We start from the raw sequence: 20,761 nt of genomic DNA on the forward strand, positions 1-20,761 counted from the left end.
TCAGAATTTTTCGCTACGTAGTAATCATTAAGTAATTTTCGGTATAATGCGCGAAGCGCTTCCATGACTGCTGAAGAGCCATGTCGTATCCATTTGTTTCAACGCCGTCCGCCTCGCCCCCGCAGCCGCGCTGGGATGATGTGCGCTATATCGGTGAAGTGGCTGGGCGCTACGCGTTGTCGGATCGCAAGCCGCTGAACAGCAAAGATATTCCGGTCTATGCCTGCCGGCTTCGGTCGATCTCCACCCGCACGGCGGTCGTGGTCGCGCCGGTCATCGGCGAAGTCGGCGAAACTGTCGCGGCGCATTTCGATGTCTTTGGGATATTCCGTGCCGTCGTGACCCGCAAGATATCGGATGGTTTTGCGATGGACCTGAACCTGTCCGATGCCGACCGTCAGAAGCTGGCGGCCAAGATTGCCTGGCGCAAGCGGACATCGATCACCAATGCGGCCGACAAGCGTGAGTATAAACGCATCCTGCCGCGCAATCCACGCACCGTGCTGACGCTCGATAATGGCGAGCAGCTGCCATGCTTCGTCATCGACATTTCCCAGTCCGGGGCGGCCATTTCTGCCAAGGTGCGGCCCAAGCTGGGCGTTCCGGTCATTCTGGGGCAGTTGATTGGCGAGGTGGTGCGCTATCTCGATGTTGGCTTCGCGATACATTTCCTAGAATTGCAGGATCTCGCCGCCGTCGAAAAGCTGATGGTCCCCTTCCAGCCCGAATAACGGCTTGGCTGCGGCGGCAATTATTTCGCCCGTCCCCCTTTTCCTTGTCACACAGTGCGTCTAGACAGGCTCAAACACTGTGTAGTCCCAGCCGGGAAAGGGCTTTCCATGTCTTCAATCATCCACGTCCACGGTCGCCAGATTTATGATAGCCGCGGTAACCCGACGGTCGAAGTGGATGTGGTGCTCGACGATGGCAGCTTCGGGCGTGCCGCCGTGCCTTCGGGCGCGTCGACCGGCGCCCATGAGGCCGTCGAACTGCGCGATGGCGGCAAGGCCTATCTCGGCAAGGGGGTGACCCAGGCCGTCGAGAACGTCAACACGGCGATCTTTGAAGAAATCCAGGGCCTCGACGCGCTCGACCAGCTTGGCGTCGACCAGGCCATGATCGAGCTCGACGGTACCCCGAACAAGTCGCGCCTCGGCGCAAATGCCATTCTCGGCGTGTCGCTGGCCGTGGCCAAGGCCGCCGCCGAGTCCAGCGAACTGCCGTTCTACCGCTATATCGGCGGCCCGAACGCCCATGTCCTGCCCGTGCCGATGATGAACATCATCAATGGCGGCGAGCATGCCGACAACCCGATCGACATGCAGGAATTCATGATCCTGCCCGTTGGCGCTGAAAGCCTGGCTGACGCCGTCCGCATCGGCTCGGAAATCTTCCACACCCTCAAGAAGGGGCTGTCGGCTGAAGGCCACAACACCAATGTGGGCGACGAAGGTGGCTTCGCGCCCAATCTGGGTTCGGCCGACGATGCGCTGGGCTTCATCATGCGCTCCATCGAAAAGGCCGGTTACCGTCCGGGCGAGGACATTTTCCTCGGCCTCGATTGCGCTGCCACCGAATATTACAAGGGCGGCAAGTATGAGATGGTCGGCGAAGGCAAGTCGCTGTCGTCGGAAGAAAACGTCAAGTTCCTGGCCGATCTCGCTGCGCGTTATCCGATCATCTCGATCGAAGACGGCATGGGTGAAGACGACTGGGAGGGCTGGAAGGCCCTGACCGACGCCATCGGCAAGAAGGTCCAGCTGGTCGGCGACGATCTGTTCGTCACCAATACCGAGCGTCTGGTTTCGGGCATCAAGATGGGCGTCGCCAATTCGATCCTGGTCAAGGTCAACCAGATCGGCTCGCTGAGCGAAACCCTCAACGCCGTCGATACCGCGCACCGCGCCGGCTACACTTCGGTGATGTCGCACCGTTCGGGTGAAACCGAAGACTCGACCATTGCCGACCTGGCCGTGGCGCTCAACTGCGGTCAGATCAAGACCGGGTCGCTGTCGCGCTCGGACCGCCTGGCCAAGTACAACCAGCTGATCCGTATCGAAGAGCAACTCGGCTCGTCGGCCAAGTATGCCGGCTATTCGGTGGTCAAGGGGCGCTAGGCCGGAGACTAATGATGCGGGCTCTTGTTCATGACAAATATAGCCCGCCAGAAACGCTGCGGCTGGAGCAAGTGCCCCAGCCGCGTCCGGCTCCAGGTGAAGTTCTGGTGCGCGTTCACGCCACTGCATTGAACTCCTGGGACTGGGACCTGATGGTCGGCACAGCGATGGGCCGCATAACAGGGCCATTGCGACCACCCCATAAAATCCTTGGTGCCGATATTGCCGGAACGGTTGTGGCCGTTGGCGAAGGCGTGACCGCATTTTCGCCTGGCGATGCGGTGTTTGGCGATCTGTCGGAGGGCAAATGGGGCGGGCTGGCCGAGATGGTCTGCGCCAAGGCCAGTGCCTTGGCGCCGATCCCGGCGGGGCTGGGCTGGGTGGAGGCGGCTGCCTTGCCGCAGGCGGGGTGCCTGGCGCTGCAGGCCTTGCGCAAGCGACCGCAACTGGGGCCCGGCGACAAGGTGCTGATCAATGGCGCTGGCGGTGGCGTGGGCACGTTTGCCGTGCAGATGGTCAAGGCACTCGGGGCCGAGGTTATCGCGGTTGACCGGGCCGAGAAGCGTGACGCCTTGCTGTCGCTGGGCGCGGATGCGTTTATCGACTACCGCCAGACCGACTTCGCCGCGGGCTCGGCGCGTTATGATCTCATCCTCGATATGGTTGCCAACCATTCTGCCGGCGCATTTGCGCGCGTGCTGAGGGATGGTGGCAATCTGGTGGTGATCGGCGGTCGTGTAGCCAGCCTGTTACAGGTGGCGGTGTTTGGCGCCCTGGTTGGCCGCAAGGGTGGCAAGCGACTGCAATTGCTGGTCTATCGCGCATCGGCCGCGGATAGCGCCGAACTCGCCGCGCGCTGCCTGGCCGGTGAGTTGCGCCCGATCATCGATGGCGTCTGTCCGCTGGAGCAGGGCGCAGTCGCGATGCGGCGGCTGGGCGACGGCCTGGTCATTGGTAAGGTCGTGGTTACGCCTTAGGTTGAGGCCTTGTCGGCAGCGCGAACTTCGTTCCAATAGGCGTCGAGGCGCTCCAGCCCGGCCGTTTCGATGGGCACGTTGTCTTGGCGGCTGCGCGCTTCGACATAGTGGAAACGGCGGGTGAATTTGTGGTTGGCGTCGCGGAGGGCGGCTTCGGCGTCGATGCCCGCGTGGCGCGCGAGGTTGGCCACCGCAAACAGCAGGTCGCCGATCTCTTCCTGGGCGGAATCCTTGTCGCCGGAGGCGATGGCTTCGCGGACTTCGGTGAGTTCTTCCTCGACCTTGGCGGCGACGGACGCCGCGTCGGGCCAGTCAAAGCCGACACTGGCGGCGCGACGGGTGAGCTTTTCGGCGCGGGCGAGGGCAGGAAGCGTGCCGGGCACGTCATCGAGCACCGAGGGGATCACGTCGCCCTTGCGCGCGGCCTTGATGGCGCGCTCTTCGGCCTTGATCGCATCCCAGCGCAGCTTGGCGGCTTCGGAATCGTTGGCGTCGAGATCGCCGAAGACATGGGGATGACGGCGGATGAGCTTCTCGGTGATGGCGTAGACGACATCGCCAATGTCGAACATGCCAGCCTCGCTGGCCATCTGTGCATGGTAGACCGGCTGCAGCAGCAGATCGCCCAGTTCCTCGCGCAGGTCAGCAAAGTCCTGCCGCTCGATGGCGTCGGCGACTTCATAGGCTTCTTCGATGGTGTAGTGGCGGATGGTGGAGAAGTCCTGCTCCAGGTCCCAGGGGCAACCGCCATTCGGATCGCGCAGCGCGGCCATGATCTCGATGAGGCGGGCGATGTCTCGGGAGGGCTGCATGGCGGGCTCGATGGCTGGGAATCGGGCCCAGACCATAGCAGATCGTCAGCGCTTGTCGGTGGGTCTAGCGGGCGCCGGTGGAGATGTGCGAACACTGTGGCCACCTGCCAGCGAGAATTCAGCCATGGATGACCACGCCACCCCGCCGAACCTGCCGAACTCGGCGAATGTGGCCCTCAAGGTCGATATCGTCGTTATCGGCGCGGGGCAGGCGGGCCTGTCGTCGGCTTATCACCTGCAGAGGCGGGGGCTGGATCCGCAACGGGGCTTCATGGTGCTCGATCATGCGCCCCAGGCTGGCGGGGCCTGGCAGTATCGTTGGCCGTCCCTGACGCTGAATACGGTCAATCGCATCCATGACCTGCCGGGCATGCCGTTTTCGGATGCGGTCGATATCGACGCACTGGAGGTGGAAGCGGCGACGGCGGTGCCGCGCTATTTTGCAGCTTATGAGAAGCGCTTCCAGCTGCCGGTCTGGCGGCCGGTGACGGTCAAGGTCGTTTGCAGTCGGGGAGAACGGCTGCGCATCGAGACGGATCGCGGCAATTTCTCGGCTCGAGGGCTGATCAATGCGACGGGCACCTGGGAAAAGCCCTACATCCCGGACTATCCCGGAGCACAGCGCTTCAAGGGGCTGCAGCTGCACACCAAGGACTACCGCACCGCCGATGCGTTCGCCGGCAAGCATGTGATCGTGGTGGGCGGCGGTATTTCGGCCATTCAGCTGCTGGGCGAGATTTCGCTGGTTACGACCACGACCTGGGTGACACGCCGACCACCGGAATTCCGGCAGGGGCCGTTCGACCAGGAGGCGGGGCGAGCGGCTGTGGCCATGGTGGAGGATCGGGTCAGGCGGGGGCTGCCGCCGACTTCGGTGGTGTCGGTCACCGGGCTACCGGTGACGCCCACGATTGAAGCGGCGCGGGCGCGCGGCGCGCTCGACCGCTTGCCGATGTTCGCCGAAATCACCGAGACCGGCGTGCGCTGGGCGGATGGAACCGAACAGCAGGCGGATGTGATCCTGTGGTGCACCGGTTTTCGCAGCGCCCTGGATCATCTGGCGCCGCTCATGCTGCGCGAACCAGGTGGCGGCATTACCATGACAGGGCGCCTGGCAACGCAGGTGGCTCGGGATCCGCGCATCCATCTGGTCGGTTACGGACCATCGGCCTCGACCATCGGCGCGAACCGGGCGGGCGATGCGGCGGCGCGCGAACTGATGACATATCTGGCACTTTGAGCCTGCCGGCGCCGCTGGACGGTGCAAGTCCTGGCAAGCCTTGCGCCGGAGGCACGCAGCGGTTTCGGCAGCTGTCGAGGCTCCAGGGCTAGCGAACGAGAAAGCCAATAATGGCGGCATTGGCGATGTCGATGAAGAAGGCCGAAACCAGCGGCAGGATCATGAAGGCGACTGGCGCGGCGCCGAAAGCCTTGGTGATTGCCGTCATATTGGCGATCGCAGTGGGCGTAGCGCCTAGCGCTATGCCGCCGAAGCCGGCGGAGATAACGGCGGCGTCATAAGTGCGGCCCATGGCGGGGAAGACGACCAACAGGATGTAGATGATGCTCGCGGCGGTCTGGATAGCCAGCACGACGATCAGCGACGGGCCAAGCTCGCCAATGGTCCAGAGCTGCATGCTCATCAGCGACATCGCCAGGAAGACATTCAGCGACAGATCGGAAATCAGGGCCAGGGCGCGGGTGCGGGTCGGCCATTTGAGGCGCGGGGCCAGGGCTGGAACGGTATTGGTCATGGCGATCGCCACCAGCATGCAGACGACGAACAAGGGCAACTGAATGCCCAGGTCGCTGATTACCTCGTGGAGGAGGTAGGCGATCAGGATGGCAATGTTCATGACCAGCAGCGTGCGCAGCAGGCTGACATAGCTGACATCATCGTCGCGATGGGTTTGGACGTCGGTTACGCCGACGGTGAGCGTTTCATTGGCGGGGCCTTGCAGGCCATGCCGCTTGATCAGCAAGCGTGCCACCGGGCCGCCAATCACGCTGGCGATGACCAGACCCAGAGTGGCGCTGGCAATGCCGATCTCCATTGCCTGGCTCAGATTGAAGCGTTCTGACACTACAGGCGCCCAGGCGATGCTGGTGCCGTGCCCGCCGATCAACGCGGCCGAACCGAGGAAGATCGAGACCCCGGGCGGCAAGCCAAGCACCGCCGCACTCGCCATCGCAATGAGGTTCTGAATGACCAGGAAGGCCAGCGTCAGACCCAACAGGATCAGGAGGAGGCGGCCACCGGAGCGCAGGTCAGCGAGGCGGGCGTTGAGCCCGATGCCGGTGAAAAAGTAGAGGAGCAGCAGATCGCGGGCTTCGAGGGTGAAAGAGACCTCCAGGCCGAACAGGCCATAGGCGATGAGGGTGATCAAGGCCGCAAGCAGGCCGCCAGTGACAGCCTCGGGAATGTTCCAGCCTGACAGCAGCGGTATGGAACGGTTGATTCCCGAGCCCGCAAAATAAACCAGAATCGCCAGGGTCAGCGTCAGCAGGCCTGGAATCTGAAATGTCATACCTTTGCCTCTGCCGACCGCCACCCTGTGGGGCTAAAACATCGGGGGCTGGGGCGCAGAAGGCAAGCTGTTGTTTCGCGTAACGAATAGGGCGACGCTATTTCGCGGCGCAACATTTATGCAGAATGCCCTCTGAGCGATTGGTCGGTGCATTTGCGCCAGAGAAATCGACCAGAGGGCGAGGCCTGTCTATCGCCCCTATCAGGAGGCGGGGACGTTTTGGCTACCAGGTCTGGCGGTCGTACCAGTCATCGATATCCTTGCGGACGACATCCTTGGTGTGTCCGTAACGCTCCTGAATCTTGCCTTCGAGCTGCTCGCGCTTGCCGTTGATGACGTCGAGGTCATCATCGGTGAGTTTGCCCCACTGCTCCTTTACCTTGCCGCGGAGTTGCTTCCAGCTGCCTTCGACACGATTCCAGTCCATGGTCTTGCTCCTTTGCGAGATTGCATGAAGTGAGAACTCGTCAGCCGGGCAAGTGTTCCCGCGTCAGGTATCCAGCAAGCCCGCGAACGGCGAACTCATGTCCTGGTATGGATTGGCGTGCAGGACGAGAATCCACATGCTGAACCCGGCCGCGATGGCGAAGATGATCAGCGCGTTGCGGCCTGCGCCGGGGCGGTCCGCATGGACTACCGCGATCGCAACCATCGACAGGCCCGTCAGGAAGAGCACCAGCCACCACTTGGTTTCGTCGACTGCGCTTTGCCCCACGGCCAGCCGTTCGTTGCGGGCGTCCTGCAGTTCGTCGAAGTCCTGCGCCGCCTTGATGATCAGCGGATCGGCCACGCCCTGCCGGGTCATGCCGACAATGGCGAGGCGGACCGCCTGCAAAGCGGCGTCGACCTCAGGATCGCTCAGGCGGTTGCCCTTGTCATTCCATTCGCGGTTGTGGACGGCATGCATATAGGAGAGCAACGCGCTGTGCATAACCGGAATGTCGAGCGCGTTCGGTTCGGCGATACCGAGAAGCCTGGTTACGGCGGAGCGCTCCCATGCCGAAGCCTGGTCGGCGCGCGAGCCCAGCGACCAGACGTCGGATGCGGCAAAGCCCAGCGACAGGGCCCAGGCGGTGCTGATCGTGCCGAGGAATGCGGCGACCGGTACCAGTTCCGGTGCCTTGCTCGCGACCCCGCTCGCGTAGCGCAGGAGCAATAGTGCCAAGCCCATGGCGGCAATGCAGAAGAAGGTGATCGCGGCGAGCAGCAATGCCGGCGGCAACGAGGCAATCGTATGCATGTCATGAGTTCCCCAACCCTGGGGCACTTATGCCATGCTTCACGCCGCTGACCATCCCCAAAAACTGTCCGGAACCATCCAACCCGCTCGGATTCCACATGGTAGGCATCGACGCCGGGACGGTCGGGGGCCGGGAATGCCTATGTCAGCGCCGCGCTGGCGGCAAGGAAGCGAAGTGCGGGATGTGGCGTCTCCGATGACGTTGTGCTCAATCTGTGCAGTCCGTCGCCAAACCGTCATCAAGTTCAGTTAGCGCAGCACGGTAACAATAGAAACGGCACGCCAATGAACACCATCGCCCTTGGGGACCTCGTCCTGACCAATGCCAAGATTGTCCTTGCCGATGAGGTGCGGCAGGGTTCAGTACGGATCGATGGCGGGATGATCACCGATATCGGCACGCCGAGCCGGACTGGCCTCGATCTCGATGGCGACTACCTGATCCCGGGCCTGGTCGAGTTGCATACGGACCACCTCGAAACCCATTATGCCCCGCGTCCCAAGGTGCGGTGGAACCCGGTGGCCGCGGTGCAGGCGCATGACGCGCAGATTGCGGCCTCGGGCATTACCACGGTGTTTGACGCCATCCGCGTCGGGTTGGACGAGAATTCGGACATGGGCGCGACCGAGATGGGCATTCTGGCCAATGCCATTGCCGCAGGCACCCAGGCCGGCCGGCTGCGGGCCGAGCACCATATTCACCTGCGTTGCGAGGTTTCTGCGCCGGATTGCCTCGAATCATTCCTCGCGATCAAGGATGACAGCCAGGTGCGGCTGGCCTCGCTGATGGACCACGCGCCGGGACAGCGCCAGTTCGCCAGCATGGACGCCTACAAAACCTATTATCAGGGCAAGCTGAAGATGAGCGACGCGGCACTCGCAGACTTCACCGCGCGCCGCACCGAAGAATCGCAGACCTATGCGGAACCGCACCGACGGGCGATTGCGGCGGCCTGCAACGAGATGGGGATCGTGCTCGCCAGCCACGACGACGCGACCGGCGATCATGTCGCTGAAGCGGTGGCATTGGGCATCGGCGTTGCCGAATTCCCGACCACCATGGAGGCGGCACTGGCGGCACGCGCGGCCGGCATGGCGATCCTGATGGGTGGGCCGAACATGGTGCGCGGTGGCTCGCATTCCGGCAATGTGTCGGCGCGGGCATTGGCCGAGGCGGACCTGCTGGATATCCTGTCGTCGGACTATATCCCGTTCAGCATGCTGCAATCCGCCTTTGCGCTGGCCGAGGTGGTCGAGAGTGTAAGCTTGCCCAAGGCGATCCAGCTGGTCACCAAGCGCCCGGCCGCGGCTGCAGGGTTCACCGATCGTGGTGAGATCGCCGTCGGCAAGCGGGCGGACTTTGTGCATCTGCGGATTGAAGACGGCATCCCAATCGTGCTGACCGTCTGGCGCCAGGGTCGCCGGGTGATATGAGCGGAACATTTGTCGCCGTTGTCGGCCCCAGCGGGGTCGGCAAGGATAGCGTTATCGGCTTTGCCCGTGACCGGCTGGAAGCATCAGGCAATGTGGTGTTCGTGCGCCGCATCGTGACGCGCGAGGCCGATGGCGGCAGCGAAGATCATGACAGTATGGACGAGGGCGAGTTTGCCGAGGCCGAGCGGAATGGCGCGTTTGCGCTGAGCTGGGGCGCGCATGGGCTGCGCTATGGCTTGCCTATCGCGCTGGAGCGGGATTTGGCGGCGGGCAGGGTGGTGGTGGCTAACCTGTCGCGGCGGATCATTCCGCAGTTGGTGGCACGCTATCCCCACGCCATCGTGGTGTCGCTGACGGCGGATCGCGCTGTGATTGCAGAGCGATTGGCCGGACGCGGGCGCGAGACGGCGGAGTCCATCGAGAAGCGGCTCAATCGCAATGTGAGCGATCCATTGCCGGCCAGCACTGTCTGCATCGATAATGCCGGGGCGATCGAGACTGCCGGACAGCAGTTTGTGCGGCTGCTTGAGGATGCATTGCGGCAGGACGAGCGGGTCTAGCAGCGGCGATGCGGCTGCGCGAAGCCCCTAAACCACCAGTTCGAGGCGTTCGGCGGGGAAGCGGCTGAGGGCGTAGGAAACCGGCTCACCGGTGGCGTCGATATCGACTGCTTCCGAGACCAGCAGAATCGCGCCGGGGGCGAGGCCGAGCAGCTTGGTTTCCTCGACATCGGCATGGCGGGCCGAGATGCGGGTCGAGGCGCGGGCATAGTCGGCAATGTCATAGCTGGCAAAGACGGCAGTGAAGCGCTGCAGTTGGGTGATGCGCTCGGCAAAATCAGGAAAGCGGCGATAGGGCAGCCAGGTTGTGGCACGCGAGAGCGGCCGACCATCGGCTGACGAAACGCCATCAATGCGGACGACCTTGTCGCCGGTTTTCAACTTCAGCGCCTTGGCGATTGTCGCATTGGCATTTTCGATGCGGTGGCCGAGCAGCTGGGTGCCCAATGTGCCGGCCTGTCCGGCCAGACCTTCCGAAAAACGTGTCCGTTTGCCAATGGGATAGCTCAGGCGGCGGGCACTGCGCACAAAGGTGCCACGCCCCTGTTCAGCCGCGACAACACCCTCATCGGCGAGCACAGCCAGCGCCCTCCGAACCGTATGGCGATTGGCGGAAAACCGTTCAGATAGAATGGCTTCGGTCGGTAATCTATCACCATTGGTGAGCTTTCCGCCGATGATGTCCAGCCGGATAGCATCGGCGATGCGGCGCCATAGGGCGATCCCGCCCAACTCATCTTTGTCACTTGTCATTGCAAATTCACACAGAGCGCATAAGACCGGATTCAGGACATTAGTTGTCTAGTTCATTAGACAAGTAGAGGCAAGTATGCAGACAGCAACCTCAATCGATAATGCAGCGCGCAAGGCAGCACTCGACGCGCTGGCCGCGGCGCCGGCCCGCGCGCTGGCCGAATTCTGGGACCGCTATGCCGACAAGCCTGCGCACAGCAAGGTGCGCGGCCCCGAAGTCGGTCTCGTCATGGTGCGCGGCCGGGCCGGGGGCGGCGGAGCGCCGTTCAATCTGGGTGAAGCGACGGTAAGCCGGGCGAGTGTGCGGATCGAGACCGGGGAAGTCGGCCATGGCTATTGCCTGGGCCGGGACCTGGCCAAGGCCGAGGCCATCGCGGTGATCGACGCGCTGTGGCAGCAGAATGCTGACGCCATCGAGGCCCAGATCATCGCGCCGCTGCGGGCCCTCGCTGACGCGGCAGACCAGAAGCGGCGCGAGGAATCGGCGGCCACCAAGGTCGACTTCTTCACCATGGTGCGGGGAGACAATTGATGGATAGCGTTCTCGACGGCGGCTTTGCCGAGCCGGTCATGCAGTCGCAGACGGCGTTTCGCGCCATCATGGACGCGTTGGCCAATCCGGGAACCATCCGGGATCTGGTGACGTCCAAACCGATTGGCGGACTGAGCGCCGAGCTGGCCAGCGTCATGCTGATCCTGGCGGATCACGACACCAGCATCTGGCTGGATGACGCCCTGCGGGGCGACGCGGCGGTGCTGGAATTTCTCAGCTTTCACACCGGTGCACCGGTTGTGCGGGCGCCTGGCGCGGCGGTGTTTGCCGGGGCGAGCAGTGCCAGCCAGTTGCCGGCGTTCGCCCAATTCAACCTGGGAACGCAGGAATATCCGGATCGCTCGACGACCATCGTGCTGGCGGTTCCGGCGCTGTCCGGCGGCGAAACGCTGATCACGCGCGGGCCCGGGATCAAGGGGCATGGGCATATCAACCCAGTGGGCCTGCCCAAGGACTTCGTGGTGCAGTGGGCCGACAATCGCGAGCTGTTTCCGCGCGGTATCGACCTGCTGCTGGCGGCGGATGGCCAGGTGATGGGCCTGCCGCGCAGCACCCGCATTTCGGAAGGACATTGAGATGTATGTAGCCGTCAAAGGCGGGGAAGCCGCCATTGCCAATGCCCATGCGCTGCTGGCGGATCGCCGCCGGGGTGATCGTGCGGTGCCAGCGCTGCGCATCGACCAGATCGTCGAGCAGCTGGGGCTGGCCGTTGACCGGGCGATGGGCGAGGGGTCTCTCTATGACAAGGAGCTGGCCGCGCTGGCGCTGGTGCAGGCGCGGGGCGATCTGATCGAGGCAATTTTCCTGGTGCGGGCCTATCGCACGACGCTGCCGCGCTTTGGCTATTCGCAGCCAATCGAAACCGGCGAGATGCTGATCGAGCGGCGCATTTCGGCGACGTTCAAGGACTTGCCCGGTGGGCAGATGCTGGGGCCGACCTTCGACTATACCCACCGCCTGCTGGATCCATCGATTGTCGATGGTGCAGTGCCGGAGCCGGTGACGCGCGAGGCCGACACGGCGCAGGCGCCGCGCGTGACCGACATGCTGGGGCGGCAGGGGCTGATGGAGCCGGATGGGGAGACTGACCCGGACCGTGAGGTCGGCGACTTGACGCGCGAGCCGCTGGATTTTCCGCTGGATCGTGACCTGCGACTGCAGGCGCTGGCGCGCGGCGATGAAGGATTTCTGCTGGCGCTCGGCTATTCGACGCAGCGCGGCTATGGGCGCAGCCATCCGTTTGTCGGCGAAATCCGCATTGGCGAAGTCGATGTGGAGTTCGACGTGCCGGAGCTGGGCTTTACGGTGAACCTGGGGCGCGTTCGCGTCACCGAGTGCCAGATGGTCAATCAGTTCAAGGGATCGGCGAAGGTGCCGCCGCAGTTCACGCGTGGCTATGGACTGGTGTTCGGGCAGGCGGAGCGCAAGGCGATGGCCATGTCGCTGGTCGACCGGGCGCTGCGGGCGCGCGAGTTCGGCGAGGATATCGTGGCGCCGGCGCAGGACGAGGAATTCGTCATTTCGCACTCCGACAATGTGCAGGCGACCGGATTTGTCGAGCATCTGAAGCTGCCGCATTACGTGGATTTCCAGGCGGAACTGGATCTGATCCGGCGCATGCGGGCGGACCATGATGCGGCTGAAATGCAGGAGGCCGCGGAATGAACGCCGTCGCTCAATACAACTTCGCCTATCTCGACGAGCAAACCAAAAGGATGATCCGGCGGGCCATTCTCAAGGCCATCGCCATTCCCGGCTATCAGGTGCCGTTCAGCTCCCGCGAAATGCCAATGCCCTATGGCTGGGGCACGGGCGGGGTGCAGGTGACGGCGTCGATCATCGGGCCGCAGGATGTGCTCAAGGTCATCGACCAGGGCGCCGACGACACGACGAATGCGGTCTCGATCCGGGCGTTCTTTGCCAAGGTCGCGCAAGTCGAGACAACAACGCATACGGCCGAAGCGACGATTATCCAGACGCGGCACCGGATTCCGGAGAAGGCGCTGGGGCAGGGGCAGATCCTCGTCTATCAGGTGCCGATCCCCGAGCCGCTGCGTTTCCTTGAGCCGCGCGAAACCGAGACGCGCAAGATGCATGCGCTCGAGGAATATGGGCTGATGCACGTCAAGCTCTATGAGGATATCGCCAGGCACGGCCGCATTGCCACAACCTATGCCTACCCGGTCAAGGTCGAGGGGCGCTACGTGATGGATCCTAGCCCGACACCGAAGTTCGACAATCCCAAAATGCATATGAGCGAGGCGTTGCAGCTGTTTGGCGCCGGGCGCGAGCATCGGATTTATGCCGTGCCGCCGCATACCGAGGTGGTGAGCCTCGATTTCGAGGACCATCCGTTCGAGATCCAGCATTTCGAGGAGCCATGCGCACTGTGCGGCGCAAGCCAGGTCTATCTGGACGAGGTGATTTTGGATGATCGGGGCGGGCATATGTATGTCTGCTCGGACACCGACAATTGCGAAGAGCGCCGCGCTGCCGGGCATGTCGGCGCGTTGGGTGCCGATCCGATGGAGGCAGCGGAATGAGAGACTTTCTCACCGCTCCCTTCGGGGGAGAGGTCGGCGCGCAGCGCCGGGTGAGGGGGCCTTCCCCTTGCGCCAGATTTGGAAAAGGCCCCCTCACCCGACCCAAGCGGGTCGACCTCTCCCCCAAGGGAGAGGTGAAGAAAGAGCATTGCCATGACTGAACCCCTTCTCCGCGTCGAGAACCTGACCAAGTATTACGGCAGCCGCCTTGGCTGCGCCGATGTGAATTTCGAGCTTTGGCCGGGCGAAGTCCTGGCCATTGTGGGGGAATCCGGCTCGGGCAAGACCACTTTGCTGAACTCCCTGTCAGCCACGCTGGAGCCGAGTTCGGGCCGGACCCTCTACCGGATGCGCGATGAGCAATGGCGCAATATCTATGAGCTGAGCGAAGCCGAGCGGCGGTTCCTGGTGCGGACGGACTGGGGCTTTGTGCACCAGAACCCGGCCGATGGGCTGCGCATGACGGTTTCGGCCGGTGCCAATGTGGGGGAGCGTTTGATGGCGGTCGGTGACCGGCATTACGGGCATATCCGCGAAACGGCGCTGGACTGGCTGGGGCGGGTGGAGATTGCGGCGGATCGCATCGATGACCAGCCGCGCTCGTTTTCGGGTGGCATGCGACAGCGGCTGCAGATAGCGCGCAACCTCGTGACCGGGCCACGGCTGGTGTTCATGGATGAGCCGACCGGCGGGCTCGACGTGTCGGTACAGGCGCGGTTGCTGGACCTGCTGCGCGGGCTGGTGGGCGAATTGGGGCTGGCGGCGATTGTGGTGACCCATGACCTGGCGGTTGCTCGGCTGCTGAGCCATCGGATGATGGTGATGAAGGATGGGCGCGTGATCGAGGCGGGGTTGACCGACCGTGTGCTCGACGATCCGCGCGAACCCTATACGCAGCTGCTGGTCAGCTCGATCTTGCAGGTGTGAGGCCGGTGTTCAACCCAACCCCCACCCTCATTCCCTCCCCACAAGGGGGAGGGATGCGCAGAGACAGTTTTTCCGCGCCCACAAAGACAACGGCCCCATCGTCTCCCTCCCCCTTGTGGGGAGGGATCAAGGGTGGGGGTTTCTTCTTCAAATGCGGAGCAATGCAATGACCGCTCTCTCAGTCCAAAACCTCGCCAAGACCTTCACCATGCATCTGCGCGATGGGGTGGTGCTGCCGGTGGTGGCGAATGTGAATTTCGACGTCTTGCCGGGTGAATGCGTGGTGCTCGGCGGCCCATCAGGGGCTGGCAAGAGCTCGATCCTCAAGATGGTCTATGGCAATTACGGTGTCGATGCCGGCGCCATTCTGCTGCAGCACCATGGTGAGATTGTCGATCTCGCCATCGCCGATCCGCGCACCGTGCTGACGCTGCGTCGAGACTCGATTGGCTATGTCAGCCAGTTCCTGCGCACCGTGCCGCGCGTTTCGGCGCTGGATGTGGTGGCCGAGCCGCTGGTGATCCGCGGGACCGACAAATCGGAAGCGCAGCAGCGGGCTCGGGACCTGCTGGCGCGGCTCAACCTGCCGGAGCGGTTGTGGAGCCTGCCACCGGCCACGTTTTCCGGCGGTGAGCAACAGCGGGTCAATATCGCACGCGGCTTCATCACCGATCATCCGGTGCTGTTGCTGGATGAGCCGACGGCATCGCTGGACGCCACCAATCGTGCGGTGGTGGTGGCGATGATCGCCGAGAAGAAAGCGGCCGGTGTCGCTCTGCTGGGTATTTTCCACGACGAGGAAGTGCGTGAGCAGGTGGCGGACCGTATCGTCGACGTTACCGATTTTGCACCGAGGATTGCAGCATGACCCGGCTCAGCGAGAAGCCCAATATCCACCCGATGGCCAAGGTCGTCGGTTCCACGCTGGGGCGTTATACCGAAGTGGGGTCCGGCAGCTCGGTGTCACGCTCGACCATGGGGGATTATTCCTACTGCGTCGAGAACACCCAGATCGCCTATGCCCAGATCGGCAAATTCGCCAATATTGCCAGTCATGTGCGAATCTATGCCTCCATGCACCCGATGGAACGGGCGTCGCAGCATCACTTCACCTATCGCTCGGCCTGGTATTTCGAGGGTGAGACGGACGATCAATCGTTCTTTGACTGGCGAGCAGGGCAGGGGATCACCATCGGGCACGATACCTGGATCGGTCATGGCGCGGTCGTCATGCCGGGCGTGACGATCGGCAATGGCGCCATCATCGGCTCCAATGCGGTGGTGACCAAGGATGTGGCTGATTTCGCCATTGCCGTGGGGGTGCCAGCGCGGACGATCAGGCAGCGGTTCAGCGACGATGTCGCAAGCCGGCTTGATGCGCTCGCCTGGTGGGACTGGGACCATGAACGGCTGCATCAGGCGCTGCCGGACTTTCGCAAGCTCGGGATCGAGGCGTTTCTGGAGAAGTATGCCTAGCGTGCGGCACGGCCACACCATTGCTTTTCAATAGCACCAGGTCGACCCCAGCCGCGCTTCGAGCGCGGCTGGGGATTAGCGGCGGGCAAACCGGGTGCGCAGCGCGACTGCGACTCCCGCGGCCGCAATGACCAGCATGCCCGCGAGGCCCCAGCTATCGGGCAATTGTCCAAAGACCAGCCATCCCAGAATGCCGGCCCAGAGCAGGTGCGAATAGGTCATCGGCGCCAGCACCGAGGCCGGCGCATAGCGGTTGGCGGCCGTAAAGCAGAAATGGCCGAGGCCCGCCGTGACTCCGAGGCTCAGGAACAGGATGATCTCGAAATTGCTCGGCATGGCGCCGAACCAGAACCAGGGCATGGCAAGTCCGAACAGGATCGCGCCAATCAGGGCCGAATAGAATAACAGGGTGAGGGTGCGCTCGCTTTTGGCGAGAATGCGGGTGAGCAGATAGTAGCTGACTGTGGCCCCGACATTGCAGAGGGCAAAAATGACGCCGAGGGGATCGAGTCCGCCCCCTGGGCGGGCGATGAGCACAACGCCGGCGAAGCCGCCGAGCGCCGCCAACCAACCGACTATGCCGATACTCTCTCCCAGGATGGGCCGCGCCAGCAGCACGACAATGATCGGCGAGAGATAGATGATCGCCGTGGTCTCGGCGATAGGCATCAATTGCAGTGCGAGCCCTGCGAACAGCGTGCCGACGGTCAGACAGACGGAGCGAATGATGACGAGGCCGGGCCGCGTGCTCTGGACCAGACGATGGCCCTGATAGGGGCCGAGGATGGCGATCATCAGGATGGCGTGGACGATATTGCGGATCGCTGCCACCAGCGGCACGTCATAGGAGACAAGCAGGTATTTATTTGTGGCGTCATTGATGGCAAACAGCAGCGTCGCGGTGATGACGAGAGTGACCCCCAGCAGCGGTTTGCCCTGGAGCAGGTTGGGCAGAAGTGGCAGCGCAGCGCTGTTCTCCAGGCCCGGGCGATTGTTCGCTTCGATCGTCATGGGTTCGCTCCGCAGGCGCACTTCAGTATTCGGCACGACGGTGGCTGACGGCGACCCGTCCCAATAGCTGGCAGCAATGTCTGGATTAGGAGCGGGACCCGTCAATTCCCTCAGAAGCTTAGATCAGTTTTCAATTGCTTTGCTCAGCGCCGTGATTTGTTTGAACAGCAATTTCTGTGATCGCATGCCGCGCTCTCCTGCGTGCTGACGGATCGAAAAAACCGGCTAATGCCCATCGTCACGTATCATATTGTATTACTAATGCAGGTGTGATTATCTTCGTCATCAGCATGGTCGAGGAGGCCGATGGTGAGCGGGACGATTGGCAATGCCAGGCATTCGGGCGAGTTGATTGCGCTGCTTTCCGGCCGGACGCCGCCGCGCAATCTGCATTCCCATGTGCTGTGGCAGCTTGGCGAAGCCATCGTATCCGGGCGCTATCCGGAAACCTCCATCCTGCCAGCGGACAACGAGTTACTGACCGAATTCGGTGTGTCGCGGACCGTTCTGCGCGAAGTCCTCAAGACCCTGGCGGCCAAGGGGCTGATCGAGGCCCGGGCCCGGATCGGCACGCGCGTGCTGCCACGCGGCCGGTGGAACCTCTTCGACGGGGATGTATTGGCCTGGCATTTCGAGCAGGGGCCCGATGTGCAGTTCCTGCGCAGTCTGGCGGAAGTGCGCATCGGCATCGAGATCGAGGCGGCGGCGCTGGCCGCCGAGCGGCGGACCGATGCACAGGCGCTGGCCCTGCATGGCTGGGCCGACAAGATGGGTGAAGCGAGCACCGCCGAGAGCTTTGCGCGCCATGATCTCGAATTTCACCGGGCCGTTGCCGAAGCCTCGGGTAACCCGTTCATGGCGTCGATCAGTTCATTGGTGGAACTGGCTCTGACAGCCGCCTTTACCATCAGCTCGCCCGTGGAGGATGACCACGCAAAGGCGCTGACGGTGGCCGCACATCGCCGCATTGCCAGCGCCATTGCCGAGCGCCTGCCCGAGGAAGCGCGAACAGCCATGAAGGTGGTGATCGAGGAGGGCTTCGAGCGTGCCGCACGCCGGGAAGCCGGGCGTCTGATCGAACGGGCGGGCGAGGTCTAGCGCAGGCGATACAGTCACTTAGGCCGGCATTGCCGGAAGGTGAATTACCGACATCTGGGAGGAATTCGGTGGCACTACTCGAGATCAACAATGTGACAAAGGAGTTCGGTGCCATCCGGGCGCTGTCCGATGTCAGCCTTTCGATCCAACCCGGTGAAGTGGTCGGATTGATGGGTGACAATGGTGCGGGCAAGTCGACCCTGGTCAAGATCATATCCGGCATCTATCAGCCGACGTCAGGTGCGCTCAGCTTCGATGGCGCGCATATGCAGATCAACAGTCCGGGCGAAGCCCGTCGCCTTGGCATCGAGACCGTCTACCAGGATCTGGCGCTCGCCGACAACCTGACGGCCGCCGAGAACATCTTTCTCGGCCGCGAGCTCAAATACAATTTCGGGCCGTTCCGATTCCTGCGCCACAGCGCAATGAACCAGCGCGCAGCGGAGCTGTTCGCCGAGCTCAAATCTGAAACTCGGGCCGACGACTATGTTCGGCAGATGTCCGGTGGCCAGCGCCAGGCTGTTGCCATTGCCCGCACTCGCCTGGCCGACGCCAAGCTGATCCTGATGGACGAGCCGACCGCGGCGATTTCGGTGCGACAGGTGGCGGAGGTGCTGAACCTGATCCATCGGCTCAAGGACGCCGGCATCGCCGTAATCCTGATTTCGCATCGCATGCCGGATGTGTTCGCTGTCTGTGAACGGGTCATCGTCATGCGGCGCGGCACCAAGGTCGCGGACAAGCCGATCGCCCAGACCTCGCCTGAAGAAGTGACGGCGCTCATAACCGGCGCGAAGGAGACGGCGTGATGGCCAGCGAAAATGCCGCCCAGGGTTTCTCCAATGTTCGCCGCACCCGCTTCTGGCAGAAGGGCTTTCTGGCCAGCCAATCGGCCTATGTACTGGCCGCGCTGGTCGTCATCATCGTGGTGATGAGCCTGCTGTCACCCAATTTCCTGACCGCCGGCAATATCTCCAACATCACCCGCAATTTTTCGTTCATTGCCATCGCGGCGCTGGGCATGACGCTGGTGATCATCACGGGGGGCATCGATTTGTCCGTGGGATCCACCATGGCCCTGTCGGCGACGGCGACGTCGCTGATGATGGGGGCGCTGGCGGGCGCATCGGTCGCTTTGTTCCCAGGCGGTGCACTGATCATCTCGCTCGCTGCAGGACTGGGCGTCGCGGCCCTTATCGGCCTCTTCAATGGGGTGGCCATCGCCAAGCTCAAGCTCAGCCCGTTCGTCACCACGCTGGGCACATTGTCGATCGTGCGGGGGCTGGCCTATGTCGCGACTTACGGACGCGGCACCTTTCCGTCCGGACCCGACAAGGATCTGTTCCTGCTGGTGACAGCGGGCAAGTTGTTCGACACGGTTCCAATCGCCTTCGTCTATCTGCTGATCTGCGCGCTGGCCATGTGGCTGGCGCTCAACCATACGGCCTGGGGTCGCCATGTGTTTGCCATTGGCAGCAATGAAGCGGCAGGGCGGTTGACGGGCGTCAATGTCGATCGCGTCAAGATCCAGGTCTATGTGCTGTGCGGGCTGGCTGCCGGATTCAATGGGATCATCATTTCGGGCTGGCTCGGGTCGGCCCCCGCAAACCTGGCGACAGCCTATGAGCTGACCATCATTGCGGCAGCGGTGATTGGCGGCGCCAATCTGGCCGGCGGTGTCGGCGGGGCTGCAGGCGCCATTATCGGTTGCGTGCTGATCGAGGTCATCCGCAACGGCCTGGTGCTGGCTCGGGTCGATCCATACTGGCAGCAGACGCTGGTGGGCTGCATCATCGTCGCCGCTGTGTTGGTCGATCGCCTGCGGTCCCTCAGGAACGGATGAAAATGCGTAGATCGCTACGCGTGGCGAGGGGCTGCGCGCGGTGTAGGGAGGCCGGCGGAATTCCTTCGCTGGCGCAAGAGTACCCGGAACAGACCGGGTTACAGGAGGAACTACGATGAACCTGAAATCAGCCATCGTGCTTGGCACGATCGCCACGCTCGCCATGGGTGGCACAAGCTACGCCCAGGACAGCTTCACCTTCGCAGTTGTGCCCAAGGCGATGAACAACCCATTCTTTGACCTGACCCGCGACGGCTGCGAGGCGCGTGCCGCGGAGCTGGGGAACGTCACCTGCACCTATATCGGCCCGGTCGAGCACGAAGCTGCGACCCAGGCCCAGATCATCGAAGATCTGATCACCCAGGGCGTCGACGGCCTTGCCATTTCGGTTTCCGACATTGCCGCCGCGACCACCGTCATCGACCGCGCCGTAGCCGCCGGCATTGTCGTGATCACCTTCGATAGCGATGCCCCGGACAGCAAGCGTTCGGCCTATGTTGGCACCGACAACAAGCAGTTCGGCACGGCGCTGGGCGAACTGCTGCTGCAGGTCAAGCAACCGTGGGCATCATGGATTGAATGCGGGGTCAGATCTGGCGATGGCATTGAGGATTGTTATGAGTTTGCGGACGGTAGCGATCATGGCGAGCTTGAAGGGTTTTCCGCGCGCCCGGAGCCTTTGGTAGAAGCTGCCGAGCACGGGATCCTTGACCTTGATGGCGCTGAGCACAGCCATGTAGGCGATGTCGCGCAGGTGCTTTCGGCCGCCACTGCATCGCCCATTGCGATCGGAAGCGCCGGACTGGCGCGCATAGGGGGCCACGCCCAGAAGGGCCGCAGCGACCTTGGCGGAGACCTTTCCAAGCTCGGGCATGTCGGCCAGCAAGGT

Annotated in this window: 23 protein-coding genes and 1 pseudogene; 17 read left to right on the top strand and 7 right to left on the bottom strand. The window is 63.0% G+C overall.

Going from position 1 to position 20,761, the window contains the following annotated elements; all coding sequences use genetic code 11:
- Positions 1-80 precede the first annotated feature (80 nt).
- From BUA69_RS05360 to BUA69_RS05370, 3 genes are all read left to right on the top strand, one after another.
- Positions 81-731: a PilZ domain-containing protein gene (locus BUA69_RS05360; RefSeq protein WP_052950607.1), complete on the top strand. Its 651-nt coding sequence runs from the start codon at positions 81-83 to the stop codon at positions 729-731.
- Positions 732-839: 108 nt separating this feature from the next.
- Positions 840-2,117, top strand: a complete 1,278-nt coding sequence (gene eno, locus BUA69_RS05365; RefSeq protein WP_046135748.1) for a phosphopyruvate hydratase — start codon at positions 840-842, stop codon at positions 2,115-2,117.
- 14 nt (positions 2,118-2,131) lie between these two features.
- Entirely contained in the window at positions 2,132-3,094 is a 963-nt protein-coding gene (locus BUA69_RS05370) for an NAD(P)-dependent alcohol dehydrogenase (RefSeq protein ID WP_046135747.1), read from the top strand.
- Here the strand turns inward: BUA69_RS05370 and mazG are convergent.
- Positions 3,091-3,906: a nucleoside triphosphate pyrophosphohydrolase gene (mazG, locus tag BUA69_RS05375; RefSeq protein WP_046135893.1), complete on the bottom strand. Its 816-nt coding sequence runs from the start codon at positions 3,904-3,906 to the stop codon at positions 3,091-3,093. The two genes, BUA69_RS05370 and mazG, sit on opposite strands and share 4 nt — an antisense overlap.
- A 124-nt stretch (positions 3,907-4,030) precedes the next feature.
- On the opposite strand from mazG, the gene BUA69_RS05380 reads away from it, so the two are divergent.
- Positions 4,031-5,146, top strand: a complete 1,116-nt coding sequence (locus BUA69_RS05380) for an NAD(P)-binding domain-containing protein (protein WP_046135746.1) — start codon at positions 4,031-4,033, stop codon at positions 5,144-5,146.
- 88 nt (positions 5,147-5,234) lie between these two features.
- Here BUA69_RS05380 and gltS read toward each other — a convergent pair whose 3' ends face one another.
- The 3 genes from gltS to BUA69_RS05395 form a co-directional block, all read right to left on the bottom strand.
- Complete coding sequence (gltS, locus tag BUA69_RS05385) at positions 5,235-6,434, bottom strand: sodium/glutamate symporter (RefSeq protein ID WP_046135745.1); 1,200 nt, start codon at positions 6,432-6,434, stop codon at positions 5,235-5,237.
- A gap of 223 nt (positions 6,435-6,657) precedes the next feature.
- The gene (locus BUA69_RS05390) at positions 6,658-6,861 is read right to left on the bottom strand and encodes a CsbD family protein (protein ID WP_046135744.1); all 204 of its coding nucleotides are present in this window, start codon (positions 6,859-6,861) and stop codon (positions 6,658-6,660) included.
- A gap of 63 nt (positions 6,862-6,924) precedes the next feature.
- Entirely contained in the window at positions 6,925-7,674 is a 750-nt protein-coding gene (locus tag BUA69_RS05395; protein WP_052950606.1) for a bestrophin-like domain, read from the bottom strand.
- 285 nt (positions 7,675-7,959) lie between these two features.
- On the opposite strand from BUA69_RS05395, the gene BUA69_RS05400 reads away from it, so the two are divergent.
- Together BUA69_RS05400 and phnN are read left to right on the top strand one after the other, a co-directional pair.
- The gene (locus tag BUA69_RS05400; protein WP_046135743.1) at positions 7,960-9,108 is read left to right on the top strand and encodes an alpha-D-ribose 1-methylphosphonate 5-triphosphate diphosphatase; all 1,149 of its coding nucleotides are present in this window, start codon (positions 7,960-7,962) and stop codon (positions 9,106-9,108) included.
- A complete protein-coding gene (gene phnN, locus BUA69_RS05405; RefSeq protein WP_046135742.1) occupies positions 9,105-9,668 on the top strand; it encodes a phosphonate metabolism protein/1,5-bisphosphokinase (PRPP-forming) PhnN in 564 nt (187 codons plus the stop codon). Before BUA69_RS05400 ends, phnN begins: the two co-directional genes overlap by 4 nt.
- A 27-nt stretch (positions 9,669-9,695) precedes the next feature.
- Here the strand turns inward: phnN and phnF are convergent, their stop codons facing one another.
- A complete protein-coding gene (phnF, locus tag BUA69_RS05410) occupies positions 9,696-10,421 on the bottom strand; it encodes a phosphonate metabolism transcriptional regulator PhnF (RefSeq protein WP_046135741.1) in 726 nt (241 codons plus the stop codon).
- A 76-nt stretch (positions 10,422-10,497) separates the two neighbouring features.
- Here phnF and phnG point away from each other — a divergent pair, with 76 nt between their 5' ends.
- From phnG to BUA69_RS05445, 7 genes are all read left to right on the top strand, one after another.
- The gene (gene phnG, locus BUA69_RS05415) at positions 10,498-10,953 is read left to right on the top strand and encodes a phosphonate C-P lyase system protein PhnG (protein ID WP_046135740.1); all 456 of its coding nucleotides are present in this window, start codon (positions 10,498-10,500) and stop codon (positions 10,951-10,953) included.
- Positions 10,953-11,549 carry a phosphonate C-P lyase system protein PhnH gene (gene phnH / locus BUA69_RS05420; RefSeq protein ID WP_046135739.1) on the top strand — a complete coding sequence of 199 codons (597 nt, stop codon included), beginning with the start codon at positions 10,953-10,955 and terminating at the stop codon, positions 11,547-11,549. Before phnG ends, phnH begins: the two co-directional genes overlap by 1 nt.
- Before the next feature lies 1 nt (position 11,550).
- The gene (locus BUA69_RS05425) at positions 11,551-12,639 is read left to right on the top strand and encodes a carbon-phosphorus lyase complex subunit (protein WP_046135738.1); all 1,089 of its coding nucleotides are present in this window, start codon (positions 11,551-11,553) and stop codon (positions 12,637-12,639) included.
- Complete coding sequence (locus BUA69_RS05430; RefSeq protein WP_046135737.1) at positions 12,636-13,517, top strand: alpha-D-ribose 1-methylphosphonate 5-phosphate C-P-lyase PhnJ; 882 nt, start codon at positions 12,636-12,638, stop codon at positions 13,515-13,517. The genes BUA69_RS05425 and BUA69_RS05430 overlap by 4 nt, the downstream gene beginning before the upstream one ends.
- Before the next feature lie 153 nt (positions 13,518-13,670).
- Positions 13,671-14,444 carry a phosphonate C-P lyase system protein PhnK gene (phnK, locus tag BUA69_RS05435; protein ID WP_046135736.1) on the top strand — a complete coding sequence of 258 codons (774 nt, stop codon included), beginning with the start codon at positions 13,671-13,673 and terminating at the stop codon, positions 14,442-14,444.
- A 166-nt stretch (positions 14,445-14,610) separates the two neighbouring features.
- Complete coding sequence (gene phnL, locus BUA69_RS05440) at positions 14,611-15,312, top strand: phosphonate C-P lyase system protein PhnL (protein ID WP_046135735.1); 702 nt, start codon at positions 14,611-14,613, stop codon at positions 15,310-15,312.
- Positions 15,309-15,920: a DapH/DapD/GlmU-related protein gene (locus BUA69_RS05445; RefSeq protein WP_046135734.1), complete on the top strand. Its 612-nt coding sequence runs from the start codon at positions 15,309-15,311 to the stop codon at positions 15,918-15,920. The genes phnL and BUA69_RS05445 overlap by 4 nt, the downstream gene beginning before the upstream one ends.
- Positions 15,921-15,995: 75 nt before the next feature.
- Here BUA69_RS05445 and BUA69_RS05450 read toward each other — a convergent pair whose 3' ends face one another.
- On the bottom strand, positions 15,996-16,931 hold the full coding sequence (locus BUA69_RS05450; protein ID WP_082093865.1) for a DMT family transporter: 936 nt from the start codon (positions 16,929-16,931) through the stop codon (positions 15,996-15,998).
- A 309-nt stretch (positions 16,932-17,240) separates the two neighbouring features.
- Between BUA69_RS05450 and BUA69_RS05455 the strand changes: the two genes are divergently transcribed.
- From BUA69_RS05455 to BUA69_RS21530, 4 genes and pseudogenes are all read left to right on the top strand, one after another.
- On the top strand, positions 17,241-18,029 hold the full coding sequence (locus BUA69_RS05455) for a FadR/GntR family transcriptional regulator (RefSeq protein ID WP_244468774.1): 789 nt from the start codon (positions 17,241-17,243) through the stop codon (positions 18,027-18,029).
- A 68-nt stretch (positions 18,030-18,097) separates the two neighbouring features.
- Positions 18,098-18,838: an ATP-binding cassette domain-containing protein gene (locus BUA69_RS05460; RefSeq protein WP_046135732.1), complete on the top strand. Its 741-nt coding sequence runs from the start codon at positions 18,098-18,100 to the stop codon at positions 18,836-18,838.
- Entirely contained in the window at positions 18,838-19,872 is a 1,035-nt protein-coding gene (locus tag BUA69_RS05465; protein WP_046135731.1) for an ABC transporter permease, read from the top strand. Before BUA69_RS05460 ends, BUA69_RS05465 begins: the two co-directional genes overlap by 1 nt.
- A gap of 163 nt (positions 19,873-20,035) precedes the next feature.
- A pseudogene (locus tag BUA69_RS21530) lies at positions 20,036-20,417 on the top strand (substrate-binding domain-containing protein); the annotation flags it as partial.
- Between the two features lie 23 nt (positions 20,418-20,440).
- Here the strand turns inward: BUA69_RS21530 and BUA69_RS21535 are convergent.
- Entirely contained in the window at positions 20,441-20,746 is a 306-nt protein-coding gene (locus tag BUA69_RS21535) for a transposase (protein ID WP_072866513.1), read from the bottom strand.
- Between the last annotated feature and the right edge of the window lie 15 nt (positions 20,747-20,761).

Origin of the sequence: Devosia limi DSM 17137 (assembly GCF_900128975.1) — a bacterium.
Taxonomy (GTDB): domain Bacteria; phylum Pseudomonadota; class Alphaproteobacteria; order Rhizobiales; family Devosiaceae; genus Devosia; species Devosia limi.

Excerpts from the sequence above, each read along its gene's own strand:
- phnK (WP_046135736.1), top strand. The coding sequence starts at position 13,671 with ATGACTGAACCCCTTCTCCGCGTCGAGAACCTGACCAAGTATTACGGC.
- eno (WP_046135748.1), top strand. The coding sequence starts at position 840 with ATGTCTTCAATCATCCACGTCCACGGTCGCCAGATTTATGATAGCCGC.
- BUA69_RS05430 (WP_046135737.1), top strand. The coding sequence starts at position 12,636 with ATGAACGCCGTCGCTCAATACAACTTCGCCTATCTCGACGAGCAAACC.
- BUA69_RS05370 (WP_046135747.1), top strand. The coding sequence starts at position 2,132 with ATGCGGGCTCTTGTTCATGACAAATATAGCCCGCCAGAAACGCTGCGG.
- gltS (WP_046135745.1), bottom strand. The coding sequence starts at position 6,434 with ATGACATTTCAGATTCCAGGCCTGCTGACGCTGACCCTGGCGATTCTG.
- BUA69_RS05425 (WP_046135738.1), top strand. The coding sequence starts at position 11,551 with ATGTATGTAGCCGTCAAAGGCGGGGAAGCCGCCATTGCCAATGCCCAT.
- phnH (WP_046135739.1), top strand. The coding sequence starts at position 10,953 with ATGGATAGCGTTCTCGACGGCGGCTTTGCCGAGCCGGTCATGCAGTCG.
- BUA69_RS21535 (WP_072866513.1), bottom strand. The coding sequence starts at position 20,746 with ATGCCCGAGCTTGGAAAGGTCTCCGCCAAGGTCGCTGCGGCCCTTCTG.
- phnL (WP_046135735.1), top strand. The coding sequence starts at position 14,611 with ATGACCGCTCTCTCAGTCCAAAACCTCGCCAAGACCTTCACCATGCAT.
- phnF (WP_046135741.1), bottom strand. The coding sequence starts at position 10,421 with ATGACAAGTGACAAAGATGAGTTGGGCGGGATCGCCCTATGGCGCCGC.
- BUA69_RS05445 (WP_046135734.1), top strand. The coding sequence starts at position 15,309 with ATGACCCGGCTCAGCGAGAAGCCCAATATCCACCCGATGGCCAAGGTC.
- phnG (WP_046135740.1), top strand. The coding sequence starts at position 10,498 with ATGCAGACAGCAACCTCAATCGATAATGCAGCGCGCAAGGCAGCACTC.
- BUA69_RS05395 (WP_052950606.1), bottom strand. The coding sequence starts at position 7,674 with ATGCATACGATTGCCTCGTTGCCGCCGGCATTGCTGCTCGCCGCGATC.
- mazG (WP_046135893.1), bottom strand. The coding sequence starts at position 3,906 with ATGCAGCCCTCCCGAGACATCGCCCGCCTCATCGAGATCATGGCCGCG.
- BUA69_RS05465 (WP_046135731.1), top strand. The coding sequence starts at position 18,838 with ATGGCCAGCGAAAATGCCGCCCAGGGTTTCTCCAATGTTCGCCGCACC.
- phnN (WP_046135742.1), top strand. The coding sequence starts at position 9,105 with ATGAGCGGAACATTTGTCGCCGTTGTCGGCCCCAGCGGGGTCGGCAAG.
- BUA69_RS05390 (WP_046135744.1), bottom strand. The coding sequence starts at position 6,861 with ATGGACTGGAATCGTGTCGAAGGCAGCTGGAAGCAACTCCGCGGCAAG.
- BUA69_RS05380 (WP_046135746.1), top strand. The coding sequence starts at position 4,031 with ATGGATGACCACGCCACCCCGCCGAACCTGCCGAACTCGGCGAATGTG.
- BUA69_RS05450 (WP_082093865.1), bottom strand. The coding sequence starts at position 16,931 with ATGACGATCGAAGCGAACAATCGCCCGGGCCTGGAGAACAGCGCTGCG.
- BUA69_RS05360 (WP_052950607.1), top strand. The coding sequence starts at position 81 with ATGTCGTATCCATTTGTTTCAACGCCGTCCGCCTCGCCCCCGCAGCCG.
- BUA69_RS05400 (WP_046135743.1), top strand. The coding sequence starts at position 7,960 with ATGAACACCATCGCCCTTGGGGACCTCGTCCTGACCAATGCCAAGATT.